Source organism: Halomonas sp. PAMB 3232, assembly GCF_031954225.1.
Classification (GTDB): Bacteria; Pseudomonadota; Gammaproteobacteria; order Pseudomonadales; family Halomonadaceae; genus Vreelandella.
The window spans coordinates 1,012,882-1,032,338 of sequence record NZ_CP134865.1; the positions used below are offsets into that span (position 1 = coordinate 1,012,882).

Annotated in this window: 13 protein-coding genes; 2 read left to right on the forward strand and 11 right to left on the reverse strand. The window is 63.6% G+C overall.

Annotated features, from left to right (window positions below):
- Positions 1-8: 8 nt before the first annotated feature.
- The 3 genes from RN346_RS04750 to RN346_RS04760 are packed head-to-tail and all read right to left on the reverse strand — an operon-like array spanning position 9 to position 3,024.
- On the reverse strand, positions 9-1,028 hold the full coding sequence (locus RN346_RS04750) for an iron ABC transporter permease (protein ID WP_311962313.1): 1,020 nt from the start codon (positions 1,026-1,028) through the stop codon (positions 9-11).
- The gene (locus tag RN346_RS04755) at positions 1,025-2,029 is read right to left on the reverse strand and encodes an iron ABC transporter permease (RefSeq protein ID WP_311960336.1); all 1,005 of its coding nucleotides are present in this window, start codon (positions 2,027-2,029) and stop codon (positions 1,025-1,027) included. Before RN346_RS04755 ends, RN346_RS04750 begins: the two co-directional genes overlap by 4 nt.
- Positions 2,023-3,024 (reverse strand): iron-siderophore ABC transporter substrate-binding protein, encoded by a 1,002-nt coding sequence (locus tag RN346_RS04760; RefSeq protein WP_311962314.1) that lies wholly within the window; start codon positions 3,022-3,024, stop codon positions 2,023-2,025. The genes RN346_RS04755 and RN346_RS04760 overlap by 7 nt, the downstream gene beginning before the upstream one ends.
- A 237-nt stretch (positions 3,025-3,261) precedes the next feature.
- Between RN346_RS04760 and RN346_RS04765 the strand changes: the two genes are divergently transcribed.
- The gene (locus RN346_RS04765) at positions 3,262-11,859 is read left to right on the forward strand and encodes a GH36-type glycosyl hydrolase domain-containing protein (RefSeq protein WP_311962315.1); all 8,598 of its coding nucleotides are present in this window, start codon (positions 3,262-3,264) and stop codon (positions 11,857-11,859) included.
- Here the strand turns inward: RN346_RS04765 and RN346_RS04770 are convergent.
- Positions 11,856-12,572 carry a Crp/Fnr family transcriptional regulator gene (locus RN346_RS04770; RefSeq protein WP_263584757.1) on the reverse strand — a complete coding sequence of 239 codons (717 nt, stop codon included), beginning with the start codon at positions 12,570-12,572 and terminating at the stop codon, positions 11,856-11,858. The genes RN346_RS04765 and RN346_RS04770 overlap by 4 nt on opposite strands.
- 189 nt (positions 12,573-12,761) lie before the next feature.
- Positions 12,762-13,481 carry a Crp/Fnr family transcriptional regulator gene (locus RN346_RS04775; protein ID WP_263584756.1) on the reverse strand — a complete coding sequence of 240 codons (720 nt, stop codon included), beginning with the start codon at positions 13,479-13,481 and terminating at the stop codon, positions 12,762-12,764.
- 534 nt (positions 13,482-14,015) lie between these two features.
- Between RN346_RS04775 and RN346_RS04780 the strand changes: the two genes are divergently transcribed.
- A complete protein-coding gene (locus RN346_RS04780) occupies positions 14,016-15,029 on the forward strand; it encodes a diguanylate cyclase domain-containing protein (RefSeq protein ID WP_263584755.1) in 1,014 nt (337 codons plus the stop codon).
- Between the two features lie 44 nt (positions 15,030-15,073).
- Here the strand turns inward: RN346_RS04780 and RN346_RS04785 are convergent, their stop codons facing one another.
- The 6 genes from RN346_RS04785 to RN346_RS04810 all read right to left on the reverse strand — a co-directional run bounded on the left by RN346_RS04785 (position 15,074) and on the right by RN346_RS04810 (position 19,025).
- The gene (locus tag RN346_RS04785) at positions 15,074-15,418 is read right to left on the reverse strand and encodes an AzlD domain-containing protein (RefSeq protein WP_311962316.1); all 345 of its coding nucleotides are present in this window, start codon (positions 15,416-15,418) and stop codon (positions 15,074-15,076) included.
- Positions 15,415-16,149: an AzlC family ABC transporter permease gene (locus tag RN346_RS04790; RefSeq protein WP_311962317.1), complete on the reverse strand. Its 735-nt coding sequence runs from the start codon at positions 16,147-16,149 to the stop codon at positions 15,415-15,417. Before RN346_RS04790 ends, RN346_RS04785 begins: the two co-directional genes overlap by 4 nt.
- 83 nt (positions 16,150-16,232) lie before the next feature.
- Positions 16,233-16,745 carry an XRE family transcriptional regulator gene (locus RN346_RS04795; RefSeq protein WP_311962318.1) on the reverse strand — a complete coding sequence of 171 codons (513 nt, stop codon included), beginning with the start codon at positions 16,743-16,745 and terminating at the stop codon, positions 16,233-16,235.
- 162 nt (positions 16,746-16,907) lie between these two features.
- Entirely contained in the window at positions 16,908-18,128 is a 1,221-nt protein-coding gene (gene sstT / locus RN346_RS04800; RefSeq protein WP_311962319.1) for a serine/threonine transporter SstT, read from the reverse strand.
- A gap of 216 nt (positions 18,129-18,344) precedes the next feature.
- Positions 18,345-18,662, reverse strand: a complete 318-nt coding sequence (locus RN346_RS04805; protein WP_311962320.1) for a hypothetical protein — start codon at positions 18,660-18,662, stop codon at positions 18,345-18,347.
- Between the two features lie 183 nt (positions 18,663-18,845).
- Positions 18,846-19,025, reverse strand: coding sequence for a hypothetical protein (locus RN346_RS04810; protein WP_263584749.1), 180 nt, complete (start codon positions 19,023-19,025; stop codon positions 18,846-18,848).
- Between the last annotated feature and the right edge of the window lie 432 nt (positions 19,026-19,457).

Here is a 19,457-nt window from a genome sequence, read left to right on the forward strand (position 1 = left end):
TTCCCTGTCTAACGCGTTCTATACAGCAGGTAGACGAAAAAGGGCGCGCCGATGCCGGCCACGAAGATGCCCGCCGGCAGGTCCTTGGGCAGAAAGGCGACCCGCCCCAGCAGGTCGGCGCAGAGCACGATGAGCGCGCCGACCAGCGCGGCGGCGGGCAGAAGCCGTGCCAGATGGCGACCGGTCAACCTCGCCGCGAGATGCGGCGCCATCAGCCCAACGAAGCTCAATCCCCCGGCAAAGGCCACCGCCGCGCCCGCCAGCACCACGCTGCAGGTTAAAAGCGCCAACCGGCTGCGCGTGATGGCCACCCCCAGTCCCAGCGCCACGTCGTCGCCCAGCGCCATGGCGTCGGCGTGGCGGGCAAGCATCAAACACACCGGTAGCGTCACCAAAAGCCAGGGCAGTAGCCCCAGCACATCGCCCCACTGCGCGCCGTAAAGGCTGCCGGTGAGCCAGACGTAGGCCGCCATGGCCGCCGCGTCGTCGCCGATCACGATCATCATCGTCGTACCCGCGCTTAGCGCCGCCGCCAGGCCAATCCCCACCAGGACCATGCGCGTCGGGCGAAGCCCCCGCTGCCAGCTCAGCCCGATCACCGCCAGGGCTGCGGCCAGCGCGCCGAGCATCGCCGCCACGGGTAGCCAGTGGATGCTCAAGGTCGATCCCAGCAGTGCCAGAAACGCCACCGCGGCGAAGGCGGCGCCGCTGGTGATACCGATCACGTCCGGCGAGGCCAACGGGTTGCGCACGATCGCCTGCAACAGCGCCCCGGCCACGGCCAGCGCCGCGCCGACCAGCACTGCCAGGGCGATGCGCGGCAGACGAAGCTCCCAGACGATGAAAGCAATATCGCTTTTTGACGGCGCAATTAACGCCTCGGCCACCCGAACCGGCGAAGTCGGAAAACTGCCCAGGCACAGCGACAGCGTCGCACTGGTCATCAATAGTAGAAAAAGCGATAGCAGCGTGGCGCGGAAGGAGGCGAGCGCGGCGGGAGCCGCGCGCGAAGAAGCGTTCGAGTTCATTGGGCGGCCAGCCTGCGCCTTGCCAGGTAAATGAAGAAGGGGGTACCGACCAGCGCGGTCATCACGCCCACGGGCACCTCCTGGGGCGGCATCACGAAGCGCGCGGCGACATCCGCCAACAGCAGCAGCGCCCCGCCGAGCAGCGCGCAGGCGGGCAGCAACCAGCGGTGGTCGATGCCGAAGAGCCCGCGCGCCATGTGCGGCACGATCAAGCCCACGAAGCCGATCATGCCTGCCAGCGCCACGGAGCTTCCCGCCAGCACGATGACCGCCGCGCCCAGCAGCAGCTTGGTGGTCGTCGCCGACATGCCAAGGCCAGTGACCAGATCGTCGCCCAGCAGCAGCGCGTTGGCGCGCCCGGCGAGTAGCGCGCTCAGCGCGAAGCCCCCCAGAAACAGCGGCAGTAGTGGCGCCACCCGATGAAGCTCGCGTCCAGACACCGAGCCCGCCAGCCAGTAGAGCACGCTCTCGAAACTCTGCTGGTCGATCACCAGAAGCCCCTGGCTGAACGACACGAACAGCGCCGTGACCGCGACGCCGGCCAGCACTACGCGTAGCGGTGAAAACTCCCCCTGGCGGCCGCGGGCCAGCGCCACCACCAGGCCGGCCGCGGAAAGTGCCCCCAAAAGCGCCGCCCAGACGATTTGCCCCGGCGTGCTCAGCGGCAGTAGCGACACCGCCACTACCACGAAAAACATCGCGCCGGCGTTGATGCCCAGAATCCCGGGAGAGGCGAGCGGGTTGCGGGTCACGGTCTGCATCAAAGCACCCGCCACGGCAAGGCTCGCGCCGACCAGCGCGGCCACGCAGGCCCGGGGAATGCGCTCGGTGAGCAGGATGATCTGATCCACCCGGGCCGGGTCGTGGTGAAGCAGTGCCCGGGGCAGGGCGCTCAAGGCGATCGGCGTGGTGCCCAGCATCACGCTCGTCATGAATGCCGCCAGTAGCGCAAGCGCCCCCGCCAAAAGCCCCAGCGCCCGGCTCGATGTGCGGCTCAGCATGAGGCGTTTTCCCTAACGGCCGCGCAGGCGCTTTGGTCAAACGCGGATACGTCGGCCAGGGCGGATACGTCGGCAAGCGCGGCAGGGCGAAGCTGATAGTGACGGTAAAGGTCATCGAGCATGGCGTTGGCGGCCAAAATGCCGCCGCCCATCATCCAGCTGACCGGCTCGACCTCGAATACCCGGTTGCGCTCGACCGCCGTCAGCCGCTGCCACAGCGGATGCGCCGACCAGCGGCGGTAGTTGTCGGCAATGGCCGGGTCATCGGGCTCGAGCAGCACGAACATCACGTCGGCGTCCAGCACCGGAATGTTCTCCGGGCTTGTCAGCTTCATGCCCCAGCTCTGGGCGGTGAGCGTCTGCGGCTGTGCAAAGCCCAGCTCACTGAGAATCGAGCCGGCGAAGCCGCTGGTATAGATGCGCAGGTGATCGCTCTTGAAGCGGACCACCGCCACCTTTTGTGGCCATTCGCTGCCGAATCGTTCAATGATCTGGCGGCGAAAGTCGGCGACTCGCGCATCCCAGCGCGCAAGCAACGCCTCGGCACGCGCCTCGCGCCCGGTGGCCTCGGCCATTTGGCTCAGCGTGGTCTTGAAATCGAACACCGTAGGCATGGAAAGCGTCGGCGCGATGGCGCGCAGAAGCGGGGCGACCCGGGCGTGACGAAAGTCGCTGGCAACGATCAGCTCGGGGGAAAGCCAGGCGATTTTCTCGAGGTTGGGCTGGGTTTCCAGGCCCACGTGCGCCACTCCGGCCAGATCGTCTCGCAGGTAGCGGTACATTGGCGGCTCGAGCCAGGCATCGACGACGCCCACGGGCGTTATCCCCAGCGCTACGGCGCTATCGGTCGCTCCCTGGTAGAGCGTGACGATACGAGGGGCAGGCGCGCTGGCGCGAGCCGTTGTCACGACCAGCATGGCGGCAAGCAGTAGCACGCACTGGGTGAGCAACCCACGCTTGGCGCTCACGCTGCGGTAGCAGTGTAGTGTTGGCATACGCCTGCTCGGCTCTGGATAAATGCCGGATAATGTCATGCAAAAAAAGAGAATGCAAAGCGTTATCAATTACGTGAGGTTAGCGGGTGTTAACCCTGCCTTGTCGGGAACGACGCAATGCGCTCGCTTCAGCCCTCTTTGGTGCGCTAGAGAACAGACGCGCCTGGACCGGTTTCCTATGCTCAAATAGCGCCCTGCTGGCCTACGCCGTGGTGCCGTGGCGCCCAGGTACCGTCTATGCCCTTATTGTCTGGTTGGCTTCATCGTCGTCGCGCTGCGGCGTCGCCCTGGCACTCTCTTGCGCCGATCCGGGAAGAACTCTTCAGCGTCGAACGACTTGAACAGCACGCCGTCAGCCTGGCCGCCGCCCAGCGCGTGAGTGCGTCGCCGCCTCGGGTGTTTTCGTTACAGCGGCGCCTTCAGGGCAATACCGCCGCGCTGCTCGATGCCTATCAGACCAGTGCGAAAGCGCTGGCCGACGGGCGGGATATCATGCCCGCCGCGGCCTGGCTGCTGGACAACTACCATCTGGTGGAAGCACAGATCAAGGAAGTCCGCGCCGATCTTCCGCCGGGCTACTACCGGCAGCTTCCCAAGCTGGCCGACGGCCCCTTTGCGGGCTACCCGCGAGTGCTGGGGCTGGCCTGGGCATTCGTGGCGCATACCGACAGCTACTTCGATCCCGACGTGCTGCAAAGCTTTCTGGCGGCCTATCAGCGCGTGCAGCCGCTGACCATCGGAGAGCTTTGGGCGGTGGCCATCACGCTGCGTATGGTGCTGATCGAGAACCTGCGTCGGCTGGCCGACCAGATCACCGAGGAGCAGGGTGCGCGCATCGAGGCCGACGAGCTGGCTCGGCGGCTGCTGGTACCCGATGGTGATCGTTCGGTGCCGGTGCTCGATGAACTGTCGCGCGATCAACAAGGCTTGTCCGAGGCCTTTGCCGCGCAGCTGGCCAAGCGCCTGCGCGATCAGGACCCGCGCACCATGCCGGTGCTGGGCTGGCTCGAGCATCAGTTGGCGCGCCAGGGCGACAGCATCGACGAGGTGGTTCACCGTGTTCAGCAGCGCCAGGGCGCGGCCAACGTCACCATGCGCAATATCATCAACAGCATGCGGCTGGTGTCGAGCATCGACTGGCCGGATATGGTCGAGCGCGCAAGCCTGGTGGATGCAAGGCTGGGGGCTGCCAGCGGGTTTGCCGCCATGGATTTTCCGACCCGCAACCGTTACCGGAACGCCATCGAGCGCCTGGCTCGAGGCGCGACGTGCGCCGAGCTGGACGTGGTGGAACACGCTCTGGCCGCCGCCCAGCAGGCCCGCGCAAGCGAGGCGGAATTCATCGAGGCGGAGCGGGTGGGCGACCCGGGCTATCATCTGATCGGCGCGGGGCGGCGGGCGCTGGAAAACGCCATCGGCTACCGGCCCACGCTGGGCCGGCGCCTGGGGCGCGGGGTGCGCGGGCTGGGTATTGCCGGCTATCTGGGCGCGATCGGTGTCTTCACAATGGGGCTGCTGGGCCTGGCGCTCTGGGCGCTGACGGCCGTGATGCCGAACGGCTGGTCGAGCGACGGCGCGGGGCTGCTGGTCGCGCTGGCGCTTGTCGGGTGGCTGCCTGTCAGCGACGTTGCCACGGCGCTGGTCAACCTGGCAATCACTCGTCGGGTCGGGCCGCTTTCACTCCCGAGCCTTGATCTGGCCGCAGGCGTGCCGGCGTCGATGCGCACCCTGGTGGTCGTACCCACGCTGCTCACCAGCGAAGCGGAGCTTGACGATCAAATCGAACGGCTGGAAGTGCATCACCTGGCAAGCGGCGAGGGAGCGCTTCTTTATGCCCTGTTGGTGGATGGCATCGATGCCGAGCAGCAGGTGCTGGCATCGGATGCGCCGCTGCTGGCGGCAGCGCGCCGATCGATCCAGCGGCTCAATCAGCGGCATGGGGGCGTGAAGGGGGAGTCGAGCGAGCGCTTCATGCTGCTCTACCGGGGGCGCGCCTTCAACGCCGTGGAAAAGTGCTGGATGGGCTGGGAGCGCAAGCGCGGCAAACTGCACGAACTCAACCGGTGGCTGCGCGGGGCCACGGATACCGCCTTTATCGACGCGCCGGCCGCTCCGGCCAACGTACGCTACGTGATCACCCTGGATGCAGATACTCGGCTTCCCCGAGAAGCGGCGATCCGGCTGATCGGCAAGATGGCGCACCCGCTGAATCGTCCGCGTTTCAGTGAAACCGACCGCCGGGTGGTGGAAGGCTACGGCGTGCTGCAGCCGCGCAGTTCCCCGGCGCTTCCGGTGGGCGCGGAAGGCTCGCGGTTCCAGCGGCTCTTTTCCGCCCCGGGGGGCATCGACCCTTACGCCGGCGCGGTGTCCGACGTGTATCAGGACCTCTTCGGGGAGGGCTCCTTCGCGGGTAAAGGGATCTACGATATCGATGCCTTCATGGCGGCCATGGAAGGCCGGGTGCAGGACAACACACTGCTCAGCCACGATCTTTTCGAGGGGCTTTTCGTGCGCGCGGGGCTGGTGTCGGATGTGGAAGTCGTCGAGGACTTTCCCGCGCGCTACGACGTGGCCGCCAAGCGCCAGCACCGCTGGACGCGCGGCGATTGGCAGCTTTTACCCTGGATCGTCGGCATGGCGCACTCGGGTATCAGCGCAAGGGCGCAGAGGCTTTCACTGCTGGCGCGCTGGAAGATGCTGGATAACCTGCGCCGTTCGCTGTTGATACCGGCCACCCTGGCAAGCCTTGCGTTGTGCTGGTGGCTGCCGTTGCCCGCCGCGGCTCTGGGCACACTGCTGCTGGTCGGGGTGATCGCCGTGCCGCCGCTTCTGCCGCTGCTGGCCGCCATTGTGCCTGCCCGCCCGGGGCTCGAGCTTCGTCCGCACGTCGCTCGGCTGTGTCTGCTGTCACGGATTGCGCTGATGCAGACGCTGATGCTTCTGGCTTTTCTGCCTGATCAGGCCGGGCGCATGCTCGATGCAATCGGCCGCACGCTGTTTCGCCTCGGCGTTTCCCGCCGGCACCTGCTCGAATGGACGACGGCGGCGCAAAGCGCGCTCAGCCCGCATCTCACTCCCCGGGGCTTTTATCGCGCCATGGCTTTGGGCCTGGCGGCGGGGCTTGTTGTCGCGGCGGCGGCGGTGCTGCATGACCCCCGCGTCGGGCCGGTTGTCGTGCCCATCGCTCTTTTATGGCTGTGCGCCCCGGCACTGGCCGCCTACCTGAGCCGGGCGCCGGTGGAAACACCCCGGCGCCCGCTGAAGCCGCAAGAGCGGACCGAGCTTCGTCTGATCGCGCGGCGAACCTGGCGCTTTTTCGAGACATTCGTCACACCGCTTGAGAACGACCTTCCTCCGGACAACTTCCAGGAAGATCCGCAGCCGGTCGTGGCGCCGCGCACGTCGCCCACCAACCTGGGGCTTTACCTGCTTTCCACCGTAGCCGCGCGGGATTTCGGCTGGGCGGGGACGCTGGCCACCCTGGAGCGCCTGGAGCGCACCCTGGCCACCATGCGTCGCTTACCGCGCTACAACGGACATTTCTACAACTGGTATGCAACGCGCGATCTTCGCCCGCTCGAACCCATCTATATCTCATCGGTGGATAGCGGCAATCTGGCGGGGCACCTTATCGTCCTGGCCAACGCCTGCGAGACCTGGCTTCCCGCCCGGGCGCTGGCCGATCTGCGCCCGGGTCTGGGCGACACGCTGCATCTGGCGCAAGAGGCTCTGGGGAGGCTCGATCTACCGGAGGATCAGCGCCAGGGACTGACCGCGCAAGGCGATGCGATCGCTGCGCTGCTCATGGCGTCACCGGCCGAGCTGGCGCTACCCCGCCTCACGCTACTGAGCGAAACGCTGGCCCGTGCGGTGCGTGATCGTCTGACGCCCGGCGTCAGCGAGCCGGCCGACGAGGCGCTTTTCTGGGTCGCGGCACTTGAAAGGATGCTGGGCGAGCATGTTCAGGATACCGAGCGGCTCGGCGCGCCGGCCATCGCCTCGCGCCTGCAAGCGCTGGCGACAGAGGCGCGCCAGATGGCGATGGCGATGGACTTTACCTTCTTGCTCAATGATGAGCGTCGGCTGCTGTCGATCGGCTACGCCGTGGCCCAGAATCGCCTGGATGAAAGCTGCTACGACCTGCTCGCCTCCGAGGCGCGTCTGGCGAGTCTTTTCGCGATCGCCAAGGGCGATGTGCCGACGCGCCACTGGTTTCGCCTGGGCCGTACGGCAACGCCTCTGGGCGGCGCTTCGGCCCTGATCTCCTGGTCAGGTTCCATGTTCGAGTATCTGATGCCATCGCTTTTGATGCGCGCTCCGGATGGCAGCCTGCTGGCCCAGACCAACCGCCGCGTGGTCAAGCGCCAGCGGGCCTACGGTCAGTCATTGGGCGTGCCCTGGGGGCTTTCCGAATCCGCCTATAACGCGCGGGATCTGGAGTTCACCTACCAATACTCCAACTTCGGCGTACCGGGGCTGGGCCTCAAGCGCTGGCTTTCCGCGGATGTGGTGATCGCCCCCTACGCCACCGGGCTTGCGGCCATGGTCGACCCGCTCGCGGCGCACCAGAACTTTGCCCGGCTCAAGGCCATGGGCGCGCTGGGGCGCTACGGTTTTTACGAGGCGCTGGATTTCACGCGCACGCGGCTACCGGTGGGCGAGCAGGTTGCCATCGTGCGAAGCTTCATGGCACACCACCAGGGCATGACCATCGTGTCGCTGGCCAACGCCGAGCATCAGGGGCTGATGCGTACGCGCTTTCACCGTGAACCGATGATCAAGGCCTGCGAGCTGCTGCTTCAGGAGCGAGTGCCCCACGATATCGCCACTGCCTATCCGCGTGCGGAGGAGGTCAAGGCGGCCCCCCAGACGCTGCCCGGCGAGGCGCCGACGGTTCGCCGCTTCACCATGGCGAACGCGGCGCCCCCGGTCACGCATCTGCTCTCGAACGGCCATTACGCAGTCATGCTCACCGCCGGCGGCGGTGGCTACAGCCGCTGGCAAAGCGTGGCGGTCACCCGCTGGCGCTCGGACGCCACCTGCGACGCCTGGGGCAGCTTCATCTTTCTGCGCGATCTCCAGGACGAGGTGGCGTGGTCCGCCACCGGCCCGCTGGCCAGCACCCCCGATGCATCGCAAAAGGATCGTCAGGAAGTGGTCTTCGCCGAGGACCACGCCAGCTACAGCCGCCACGGCCCCTTGTCGAGCCTGCTCGAAGTGCTGGTTTCCGGCGAGGATAACGGCGAAGTGCGCCGGGTATCGCTGACCAACACCGGGCGTAGCGCACGGGATATCGAGGTCACAAGCTACGCGGAGCTGGTGTTGACCACGCCGGCCACGGATAACGCCCACCCGGCCTTTGCCAAGCTGTTCGTGGTGACCGAGTATTTGCCCGAACTGGGCGCGCTGATAGCCACCCGCCGACCGCGGACCCCGGACGAGCCACCGGTGTGGGCGGCCCATTTCGCGGTGGTGGAAGGCCATGTGCTGGGCGAGCTCGAGTACGAGACCGACCGCGCGCGGTTCATCGGGCGCGGTCGCTCGCTGCCAACCGCCGCAAGCCTGGCCAAGGGCCAGGCACTGTCGAACACCGTGGGCACGGTGCTCGACCCGGTATTTTCACTGCGCTGTCGCGTTCGCGTGCCGCCGGGCAGCGGCGTGCGGGTGGCATTCTGGACCGTGGTCGCCGCCTCGCGTCAGGCGCTTGTCGATCTGATCGACAAGCATCACGACCGCAGTGCCTTCGACCGCGCCCAAACCCTGGCCTGGACCCAGGCGCAGGTCCAGCTTCGTCACTTGGGCATCAAGACCGACGAGGCGGCGGATTTTCAACGTCTGGCAGCGCCGCTGCTTTACCCGGATGCGCGGTTTCGGGCGCCCGCCGAGGCGATCCTGCGCGGCGCCGGTCCCCAATCAGGGCTCTGGCCCCACGCCATCTCCGGCGATTTGCCCATCGTGCTGCTGCGTATCGATTCACTCGATGATCTGGCGCTGGTGCGTCAACTGCTGCGCGCCCACGAATACTGGCGCATGAAACGCCTGGGGGTCGACGTGGTGATCGTCAACGAACGCGCCTCTTCCTACGTTCAGGATCTGCAAAATGCCATCGAAACCGCCGTGCTCAGCAGCCAGGCACGCCCCCGACTTCGTGACGGGTTCGTTCAGGGTACGGTGACCACACTGCGCGCCGACTTGATGAGCCAGGCCTCTCAGGCGCTGCTGCGCTCGGTGGCCCACGTGGTGCTGCAGGCCCACCGCGGCCCGCTGTCGAGCCAGCTTGAGCACATCGAACCCGCCGGCAAGCCCGCCGAGCGCGCACCGGACAAGATACTTCCATCGCCGCGCAAGGAGTGGGTGGACAGCGTCAAGCACGCGGACGTGCCGGCACTCGAGTTCTTCAACGGCCTGGGCGGCTTTGATCGGCACGGGCGCGAGTACGTGACGGTGCTGACACAAGGGCACACAACGCCGGCACCCTGGATCAACGTCATGGCCAATGCCGGGTTCGGCTACCAGGTCTCTGCCGAAGGCAGCGGCTACCTGTGGGCCGAGAACAGCCGCGACAATCAACTGACCCCCTGGTCCAACGACCCGGTCACCGATGCGCCCGGTGAGGCCTTCTACCTGCGCGATGAACAAGGTGGCGCACTCTGGACGCCGACGGCGCTTCCCATACGCGATGCCGGCCGCTACCTGGCCCGCCACGGGTTCGGCTATAGCCGTTTCGAACACCAGGCGCACGGCATCGCGACCGATCTCTTGCATTTCGTGGTGCTCGATGCACCGGTCCGGGTTTCCCGAATGACGCTCGAGAACCGCTCCGGTCGGGTGCGCCGCGTGTCGGTGACGGCGTATCTCGAGTGGGTGCTGGGCACTTCGCGAAGCGAGTCCGCCCCTTTCATCGTCACCGAAATGGACGAGACGAGCGGGGCGATGCTGGCCAGGCGGCCGTGGAGTATCGGTTTTTCCGAGCGCATCGCGTTTGCCGATCTGGGCGGGCAGCAAAGCGCATGGACGGCGGATCGCCGCGAATTTCTGGGGGAGCGGGGCACGCTTGGCGCCCCGGCCGCGCTGACCGGTGACACGCCGCTGTCCGGCGCCTGCGGGGCGGGGCTTGACCCGTGTTCGGCGCTGCAGTGCGAGGTGGAAATCGCCCCCGGTGCTCGGGTCGAGGTGATCGCTCTGGTGGGGCAGGGCCGCTCGCTTGACGAAGTGCGATCGCTCATCGCGCGCTATCGGGCGGCGGATCTGGACGCGGAGCTGGCGGCTGTCGAGGCGCACTGGCAGGCGCGGCTGAATGCCGTGCAGGTGAAAACGCCGGATCGCGCCATGGATATCATGCTCAACGGCTGGCTGCTCTATCAAACGCTGGCGTGTCGAATCACGGCGCGGTCCGCCTTCTATCAGGCCAGCGGGGCTTACGGGTTTCGCGACCAGCTACAGGACGGCATGGCGCTGAGTTTCGCCTGCCCCGCGATCACGCGAGCGCATCTGCTCACCGCCGCCTCGCGCCAGTTCGTCGAAGGCGATGTACAGCATTGGTGGTTACCGCAAGAGGGGCAGGGGGTGCGCACGCGGATTTCCGACGACCGGGTCTGGCTGGCCTACGCCTGCGCCCTGTATATCGAGACCTCCGGTGAGGCTTCGATTCTTGAGCAACGTGTTTCCTTTCTCGAAGGGCCAGCACTGAAGGACGACGAGCACGATGCTTTCTTCCAGCCCGAAACCGCCGTCGAGACGGGCACGCTGTTCGAGCACTGCGCCCGAGGGCTCGATCAGAGCCTGGCCTTGACCGGCGAAAACGGCCTGCCCTTGATCGGTGGCGGCGACTGGAACGATGGCATGAACCGGGTGGGGGTGGCGGGCAAGGGCGAAAGCGTGTGGCTGGGCTGGCTTTTGCTGCGTACCCTTGGGCTGTTCGCCCCCTACGCCGAGCGTTACGACCCGCCTCGCGCCGAGCGCTGGCGCGCCCACGCGAAGGGGCTTCGTGAAGCGCTCGATAGCGTCGCCTGGGACGGCCAGTGGTACCGACGCGCCTGTTTTGACGATGGCAGCTGGCTGGGGGCAGAGGGCGCCGAGGAGTGTCGCATCGATGCCATCGCGCAGACCTGGGCGGTGCTCTCCGGCGGCGCCGATCCCGAAAAAGCCGCGTGTGCCATGCGGTCGTTCAAGCGCGAACTGGTGCGAGACGAGAGGGGGATGGCACTGCTGTTCTGGCCGCCTTTTGACAAGATACCCAAGGACCCGGGCTATATTCGCGGCTACCCGCCGGGGCTTCGCGAAAACGGTGGCCAGTACAGCCACGCAGCGATGTGGGGAATTCTGGCGTTTACCGAGCTTGATGAGGCGGACGAAGCGGTGTCACTTTTCGGGCTGCTCAATCCCATCAACCATGCACGCACGCCGGACGCCACGCAGCGCTACAAGGTCGAACCCTATGTCGTCGCCGCGGATGTCTACTCGGTGGCGCCCCATGAAGGGCGTGGTGGCTGGACCTGGTACACCGGCTCTGCGGCCTGGATGTACCGTGCGGGCATCGAGGGCATCCTGGGGCTTCGCCGCCGCGGGCAGACGCTTGTCATCGCGCCCTGTCTGCCTACCTCCTGGTGGGGGTTCGAGGTCCAGGTGTGTGTCGATGCTACTCGCTACGCTATCCGGGTTGATCAGGTGACAGAAGAGGCTTCTGACCGGGCCGTGCTCGACGACTCAGCGCTTCCCGATGTTGACGGGCCGCTTATTCTGCCGCTGGACGGCGGCGATCACCGGCTAACGCTCACGCTGGCGCAAGGCGATGCAGGGCTGGATGGAGGTAAAAAGGGGCTAAGCCGGATTTAAGCGCCAGGGGCCATGGTGCGGACGTACAGCGCGCAGTCCGTCTCGTAACACGAGCAAGCCACCGCGATCAGCCCCGGCCGGTCGAGAATAATGATCTCACCGCGGTGGTAGTCGATGAGCCCACTCGTTTGCAGCGTAATGGCGGAAAGGGTAATACCTGCACGGCGAACGCCCAACATGATGGCCAGAAACTCGTGGGTCAGCTGTAGGTGGTTCGAGCGTGCACGGTCCTGAGTCATCAACAGCCAGCGAGCGAGGCGCTCCTCGATACGGTGAAAGTGGATACACCCTGCCGCGCCGGCGAACTGATTCATTACCACGTAGAGGTAGCGCATGAGCCGGCGATGTAGCTCGGGGCTGTTGGCGACCAGCAGGCGAAAGGCATCGGCCTCGATACGTAACGCGCTGCCAGCGCCCTGCACGATTCCCATCAGGGTGGGGTGGTCGACACCCAAAAGTGTGGCCACGCCCAGCATGCCTTCATGGCCTGCCATGGCGACTTCGAGCCGGCTATCGGTATCGAGCACCGTCATTTGTGAAATAAAGCCGTCGGTCGGGAAATAGACGTGGCGCTGGAGCTGGGTGGGGCGCTGGAGAATCTCCCCAAAGATCAGGGGCACCGACTCGCACACGCCTGAAAAACGATCCCGTTCCACGCCGGGCAAATCCGCGAGCAGTTGGTTGGCACTGAGCAAGCGATGAATGGGCGTCATGTGCCCCTCTGATGAAGTAAACCAGGCAAACGGCACGTTAAAACGGCGCTATCGTTTCAATGTCGACTGCAGTGAGTGCATGTTCTGGTGATGCACATCTACAGTACCACTTGATAACGGCGGCGTCGGCACGCAAGCGTACATAGCAGGGCCGACGTACAGAAATAAACGAAACCGTTAGTGCCGGTGTTACGTCACATCCGCGTGCTTGAGTAGGCGGTCGTACTCGTTTTTCACCACCGCGTAGCATTCGCACACGCGGGCTTCCAGCCCGGCCCGGTCACGTACGGTAATGCGGCCACGGTTATAGGCAATGAGGCCGGCCTTTTGCAGTTTTCCTGCGGACTCGGTAACGCCCTCACGACGAACGCCCAGCATGTTGGCAATCAGCTCCTGCGTCATCACCAGTTCGTTGCCCGGTAGCCGGTCGAGGCTCAGCAACAGCCAGCGGCAAAGCTGCTGGTCGACGCTGTGGTGGCGATTGCAGACCGCCGTTTGTGCCATCTGGGTCAGCAGCGCTTGGGTGTAGCGCAGCAGCAGGCGCTGCAGGCCACCGGCGCGATCGAACTCGCGTTTGACCAACGCCCCCTTGAGGCGGTACGCACGCCCCGAACTTTGCACGATGGCGCGGCTGGGAGTGGTTTCGCCACCCATGAACAGCGAAACACCGATCATTCCTTCGCGGCCGACCACCGCGATCTCGGTAGAGGCGCCGTTTTCGATGACGCACAACAGCGACACGATGGCGTCGATGGGAAAGTACACGTGAGTCAACGTTCGGCCCGACTCATGCAGCGACTGGCCCAGCGCCAGGGTGACTTCCTCGAGGTGCGGTGTCAGGTGAGCAAGCTCTTCTTCATTGAGTAAGCCAAGCAAACCATTTTGACTAAATGGGCGTAGCTTGAGCATTAAGTAATCCCCCCTTGGTTCACATAAAACGGCGTGGTGCTTGAGTAGAGTTAATTTTTTCTATTTATCAGCAATTTATAATTTTTGAAGTAAATGCTTTTCGTCAGACAAGCCTTTTTTGAGTATAGAGACCCTGGACAATAATTCTGTACGCTGTCGAACATAGCCGTGTGATCGATAGCGTGCTTACTGTAACGCTATGTAAAAAAAACACTCAAATAGCGTTGAAAACGCCTTTCCCATGTTCGCCAACGTACAGTAGACGACCAGAAGGTTGACTATGGTCTTCAACGTATATCCTGGGAAGAAGGGGTAAAGGGGGGCCTTGTAATCCCAATGCCCGGGCTTTCTATGGGGGATATGTATCGCGCCGCATCGAGATAGCGATACGTCTGATCACGTTCAAAACGCCGCCACTACTTGGGGCGAGAGGCTTAAAAAAATACCGGCTGAAAAAAGCCGTAAAAAAGCAGGGCAGGCATCGGTCGATCATAAAGCATCATCCCGGATGCAATTACACATGGGGAAAATGACATGCTATACGGAGATGGCAATAATCGTCCCAGAGAGACAAAGGCTTTCAAAAAACTGGCGCCCGACGCGGACTCGCAGGGAGGGGAGGCTGCCTGGGTTGCCGAGAAGAGCTGGGCTCACGTTACGCTGAACTCCATTACCGACGCGGTGTTGACCACGGACATGCACGGCCGGGTCACCTACCTGAACCGCGTGGCGGAAGCGCTGATTGGCTGGTCGAGGGTGGAAGCCGCTGGCAAGCCCGTCGAGGACATCCTGTCGATGGTCGATAGCCATACCTATCAAACGATGGTCAATCCAGCGATCCGCGCCATGATCGAGGATCGCGCTCAAGGCTTCGTTCTCGGCGCCGTTCTGATCCACCGGGACGGCAGCCAGCGCGAGATAGAAAGCTCCGCGGTCCCGGTTCACAATCTTTCGGGCATGATCGTCGGGGCCGTCGTCGTCTTTCATGATGCCTGCCAGTCGCATATACGCTCGGCCCAATTCGCCTATCAGGCGCAGCATGATCCGCTTACATCCCTTCCCAATCGCTTTCTCTTTGCCGATAGATTGGCGCGGGCGGTGGGCCTGGCAAAGCGCCACCAGCACAAGATGGCGCTTATCTACCTCGACATGGATCATTTCAAGGCCATCAACGACACGTTCGGGCACGCCCTGGGCGATCGCTACCTGCAGATCGTGGCTGAGCGTCTGAGCGGCTGTATCCGTACCACCGATACCGTCTGCCGCCAGGGTGGGGATGAGTTCGTGGTGCTATTGAGCGAAATCGAAAGCGTAAAGAGCGCGCTAAACGTGGCATCGAAGATCCTGACCGCATTGGCCACGCCCTGCCAACTGGCCGGCCATGAACACACCTTCAGTGCCAGTATCGGGGTGAGCATCTATCCGGATCACTCGACCGACGAGCAGGCGTTGCTTCACTACGCCGATCTTGCGATGTACTGCGCCAAGCAAAACGGCCGGCAGCAGTGCCGGCTGTATCTGGCCGAAATGGAAGAGCGTCAATCCTGACGGTGGGCGCCAATGAAAAACGGGTAACAAACGCCCGGGCACGATCAGCCTGGCAGGGCCAGCGCCGCCAAAATCACTACGACGCCAAACACCGTGACGCCCGCGGCCACGGGCCAGCCCAGTGAACGCGTACGTCGCCACACCAAACAAGTGGTCAGCAGGCCAAGGGCGGTCGCGACCCAGGAGGTGGTGCCTGGGTTGACCGGCACGATCGACACTCCCAGCACCGCGGCGATCATCAAGGGCCCCAGCGTGGCCAGCCACCCCGGCAACGGGCTCGGGCCATCGCGCTGGTTGAGGCGCCGCTGCATCCAGAGAAACGGCGCCACGCGAATCAACAGCGTGCCCAGCGCCGACATCGCCACGGCGATCCAGAGCTCGACACTCATGCGGGCCCCCTGGCGGAAAACCGCACCGCGTAAAAGCACAGCGCCCCGCACGCCGCCCCCAGTGGAATCGCAACGTTGCTGGCGCCGGTCAGCGTCAAAGCCAGCGCGGCAACGATAGTGACGATGAGCGCCAGCGACCAGCGCAGGTCGACAAAACGCGGCGCGGTCATGGCGAGAAACAGCGCCGGCAGGGCAAAGGGCATGATCTCACCCAGAAGCGGCCAATACGCGGTCACCGCCTCGCCGGCCACCGCGCCAATCACGGTGCCTACGACCCAAACCGCCCAGGCCATCAGCGCACAGCCCAGAAACCAGCCGAAGCGCCGCGCGGGGGCGAGCGCCGGGAGTCTCGTCAGCGCCAGGGCGAAGACCTGATCGGTCAGCCCGTGCATGAGCCAGAGCCAGTGTCGACTTCGGGGCAGTAGCGCGGCCAGGTTGGGGCCATATACCAGGTGGCGGGCGTTGATTAAAAGGGTCAACGCAACGACCAGCCAAAGCGGTGCGCCCGTGGCGATCATGCCCACGAACAGAAACTGCGAGGCGCCGGCGTAGATCAAAAGCGAAATCGCCGCCGCCTCGAACGTCGTAAAGCCGGCCTGAGTCGCCACCAGCCCGAACGACAGCGATACCGGTATGTAGCCGCCCAGCAGCGGAATGCCCTCGCGTGCGCCCTGAAGGGCGGCGTGCCAAACAAAGTGGGGGCCGGCACTGGATTCGGTGGACGCGCGCATGGGACCTCGATGCCTTTGAGCTGTCAATGTTGGTGCGTAACACGAGATGGCGAGTGGTACGTGATAGCGATCGATGCAGGTAGCTAGTGGTAAGTAATGGTCACCAGCAGCGTGGCGCGATCAAGACCGGTGCGATAAAGGTGCGGTCGGTCGGCGTTGAATTGGGCACTGTCACCGGGAGCCAGCCATCGCAGCGCGCCGAGTTCACCCGCCTCGATGCGTCCGCTAATGACGAACAGCGTCTCGACGGTGCCTGGAGTGTGCCCTTCGGCCTGGCGCTCGGTATTGGGTGCGAACCCCATCCAGTAAGCGTCGACCTGGGGCGTGCTTTGGCCCTGCTCGATCAGGGTGAGCTTTACATCGTCGTCGCAAAACGCCTCGTCGACCGGCGCAATCAGCGCCCCAAAGGGCACCCCGAGCTGCACCGCCAGGCGCCAGATCGTATCCAGCGTCGGGTTGCCGCTACCTTGCTCGAGCCGGCTCAGGTTGGATTTGGCCATGCCCGCCGCGCTTGCCAGCTGGCTCAGCGATAGCCCGCGCGCCAGGCGCAAACGCTGAAGGTGCGCGCCCAGCGTGCGTAGCGTCTCTTCTTTCATGATGGACCGTTCGCTTATCCAGCGAGGTGCTATTTTTAAGGTGTTCTTTTTAGAGAACGCTTTATATAAGAAACGTTTTATAAAAAGAACGCCGGGTCGTCAACCCGGCGTGGTGAATAAAACGATGAGAGGGGAGATAAAGAGAAGGCGTGGGCTGAAAAATCAGGCGTCTGCTTTTTTCGCGCGACAGGCAGCGGCGGTAAAGAGCACGTCGGTCGAGGAGTTCAGCGCGGTCTCGGTGGCGTCCTGCACCACGCTGATCACGAAACCGATCGCCACGGCCTGCATCGCCACTTCCGTCGAGATGCCGAACAGGCTGGCCGCCATGGGAATCAGCATCAAGGAGCCCCCGGCCACGCCGGACACCCCACAGGCGGCCAGCGCCGAGACCACACACAGCAGCAGCGCGGTCGGAAAATCGACGCTGATGCCAAGGGTGTGGGTCATGGCCAGCGTGATCACGGTGATGGTGATCGCCGCGCCGCACATGTTGATGGTCGCGCCTAGCGGTATCGAGATCGAGTAGGTATCGGCGTCGAGCTCGAGTTTGCGGCAAAGCTCCAGATTCACCGGAATATTGGCCGCGGAGCTGCGGGTGAAAAAGGCGGTAATGGCGCTCTCTCGCAGGCAGGTCCAGACCAGCGGGTAGGGATTTCGCCGTGTCACGACGTAGACCAGCAGCGGGTTGGTGATGAGCGCGACGATGCCCATGCAGCCCACGATGATACCCAGGAGCTGGGCGTACTTGAGCAGCGCCGAGGCGCCGGACTCCGCCAGTGTTCCCGCCACCAGGCCGAAGATGCCCAGCGGCGCCAGGCGAATCACCAGCGTAACGAGCCGGGTGACCGCCCCGGACAGATCCGAAAGCGCCTGGCGAGTCGTGTCGCCTGCCTGGCGCAGTGCCAGCCCCAAACCCACCGCCCAGACCAGAATGGCCACGAAGTTGGCCTCCATCAGCGCGCTGACCGGGTTGGAAATGGCATTGAGCAGCAGATCCCGCAGTACGCCAACGATGTCGCCCGGCGGGTTGCCGTCGGCTTGGGGCGCGTCCAGCGCAAGCTCGGTGGGCAGCAGGAAACTCGCGCTCACGGCGATCAACGCCGCAATCAGCGTGCCGATGACATAAAGCGCCAGCACCGAGCGAATCTGCGTGGGTCGGCCCTTCTGGTGAGCCGCGATCGCCGCCATTACCAGCACGAACACCAGAATGGGTGCGACCGCCTGCAGCGCGCTGATGAATAGCTGACCAAGCAGCGCCACGCGGGTGGCCACCGCCGGCGAAAGTAGCGCCAGCGCAACGCCGGCGGCGATACCGATGAGAATTTGAGAAATCAGGCCCAGCCGTAATAGAGGCCGAAACGCCGCTTGGGCAGTCGCAATCATTGCAAAGCTCTTGGTCAGTCAGGACAAGGCGTCGACGCGCTGTTCGACGCTCGCGAAAGGCGGGTATTCTAGCAGTGAAGGTACAGGGCAGGGGCGTTGCGAGAAAAAAACGTCAGACCCATAGCAACGCCGGCGTTGTTAATGAGCGGACACAAAAAAACGGCTTGCTTTCATCCGGAAAGCAAGCCGTTTTTATTAAGCCTGGCCGTTAAACCATCACGCCACGGCGGCTTCAGTCTCGACGCTAGCTTTATGTGCAGCGACCGGGCTAACGGTCCTGGACTTGGCGGTCGCACTCATGGCATCGACCATGGCGTAGCCCTTGTTGATCAGCTCGACCACGTCCGGCGAAGAGCCCCACTTCAACAGCATCTCATCGAGATAAAGCTCAGCGGTCGTAAAATGGCCGCAATGGCTCAACATTTTGGCGATGGTGAAGTCCGTATGCGGCGTGTCGAACATTTCGCTGCGGATTTCCTTGATCGCCAGCTGAAGGCCGGCTTCCGAGATGTTTTCCAGTTGTAATCTGTGCATGCCACCACTCCTTGTGAATGCTGATACTTGAATAAAGTATTTATTTATACGCGTCTTGTACCAACTCACAGTAATACACCTCATCAGCAGAAGCAATCACCAATTTTGGCCCTATCGAAAAAATTGATGCGTATAAAAAAACCCCGCCGACGGTGGCAGGGTTTTCGCTGTGAATACGGGGTCTTAAAGCGGTACTACGAAAGCGAGCGTTGCAAGGCTTCCGGCGAGAAAGGCGGCGGCGGTCAACCATAAAAACTCCGCGTTACTCTCCTTTTCTCTCCTAAGCTTCTGTTCGCTTAGATATTTTTCCAGATGCTCTGGGCTTCCTGGTTGAGCCCCATTGAAAAGATGTTGGCGTATCATCTTAACTCCTTGAGCGTAAACGATTTGAGTAAATCCCCTCGTACGTGTTTCGTGACCAGCCCGATGCTTGTACAGACATTCTCTGGGTCATGGCGAAAGTATAGACCATGTACCGGGTGCGGCGTTCATGAAAGTTGTACAAAAAGTTAACCTGAAGGTCATCAAAACGGCACACAGGAAACGTTCGTTTGCTAACCGGTTAATCTCAAAGGCGATGTCCTCAGAGAGGCCGATGCATCGATATTCTATAAGAAACCATGCATGTAAACGGGAAGGGCGGTTTATTCAACTAAAGTTGTTAGACTTTGGTAGTAATTGGGGCTAATTCACTGGACTAATAGCCGCTTGCAGGGAATAAAGGGCCCTCTAAAATCGGCGACGCTGTTTTAGCCATCTCAAGGCGCTGTCGCGAAGCGTCTTTACTGCTCACTC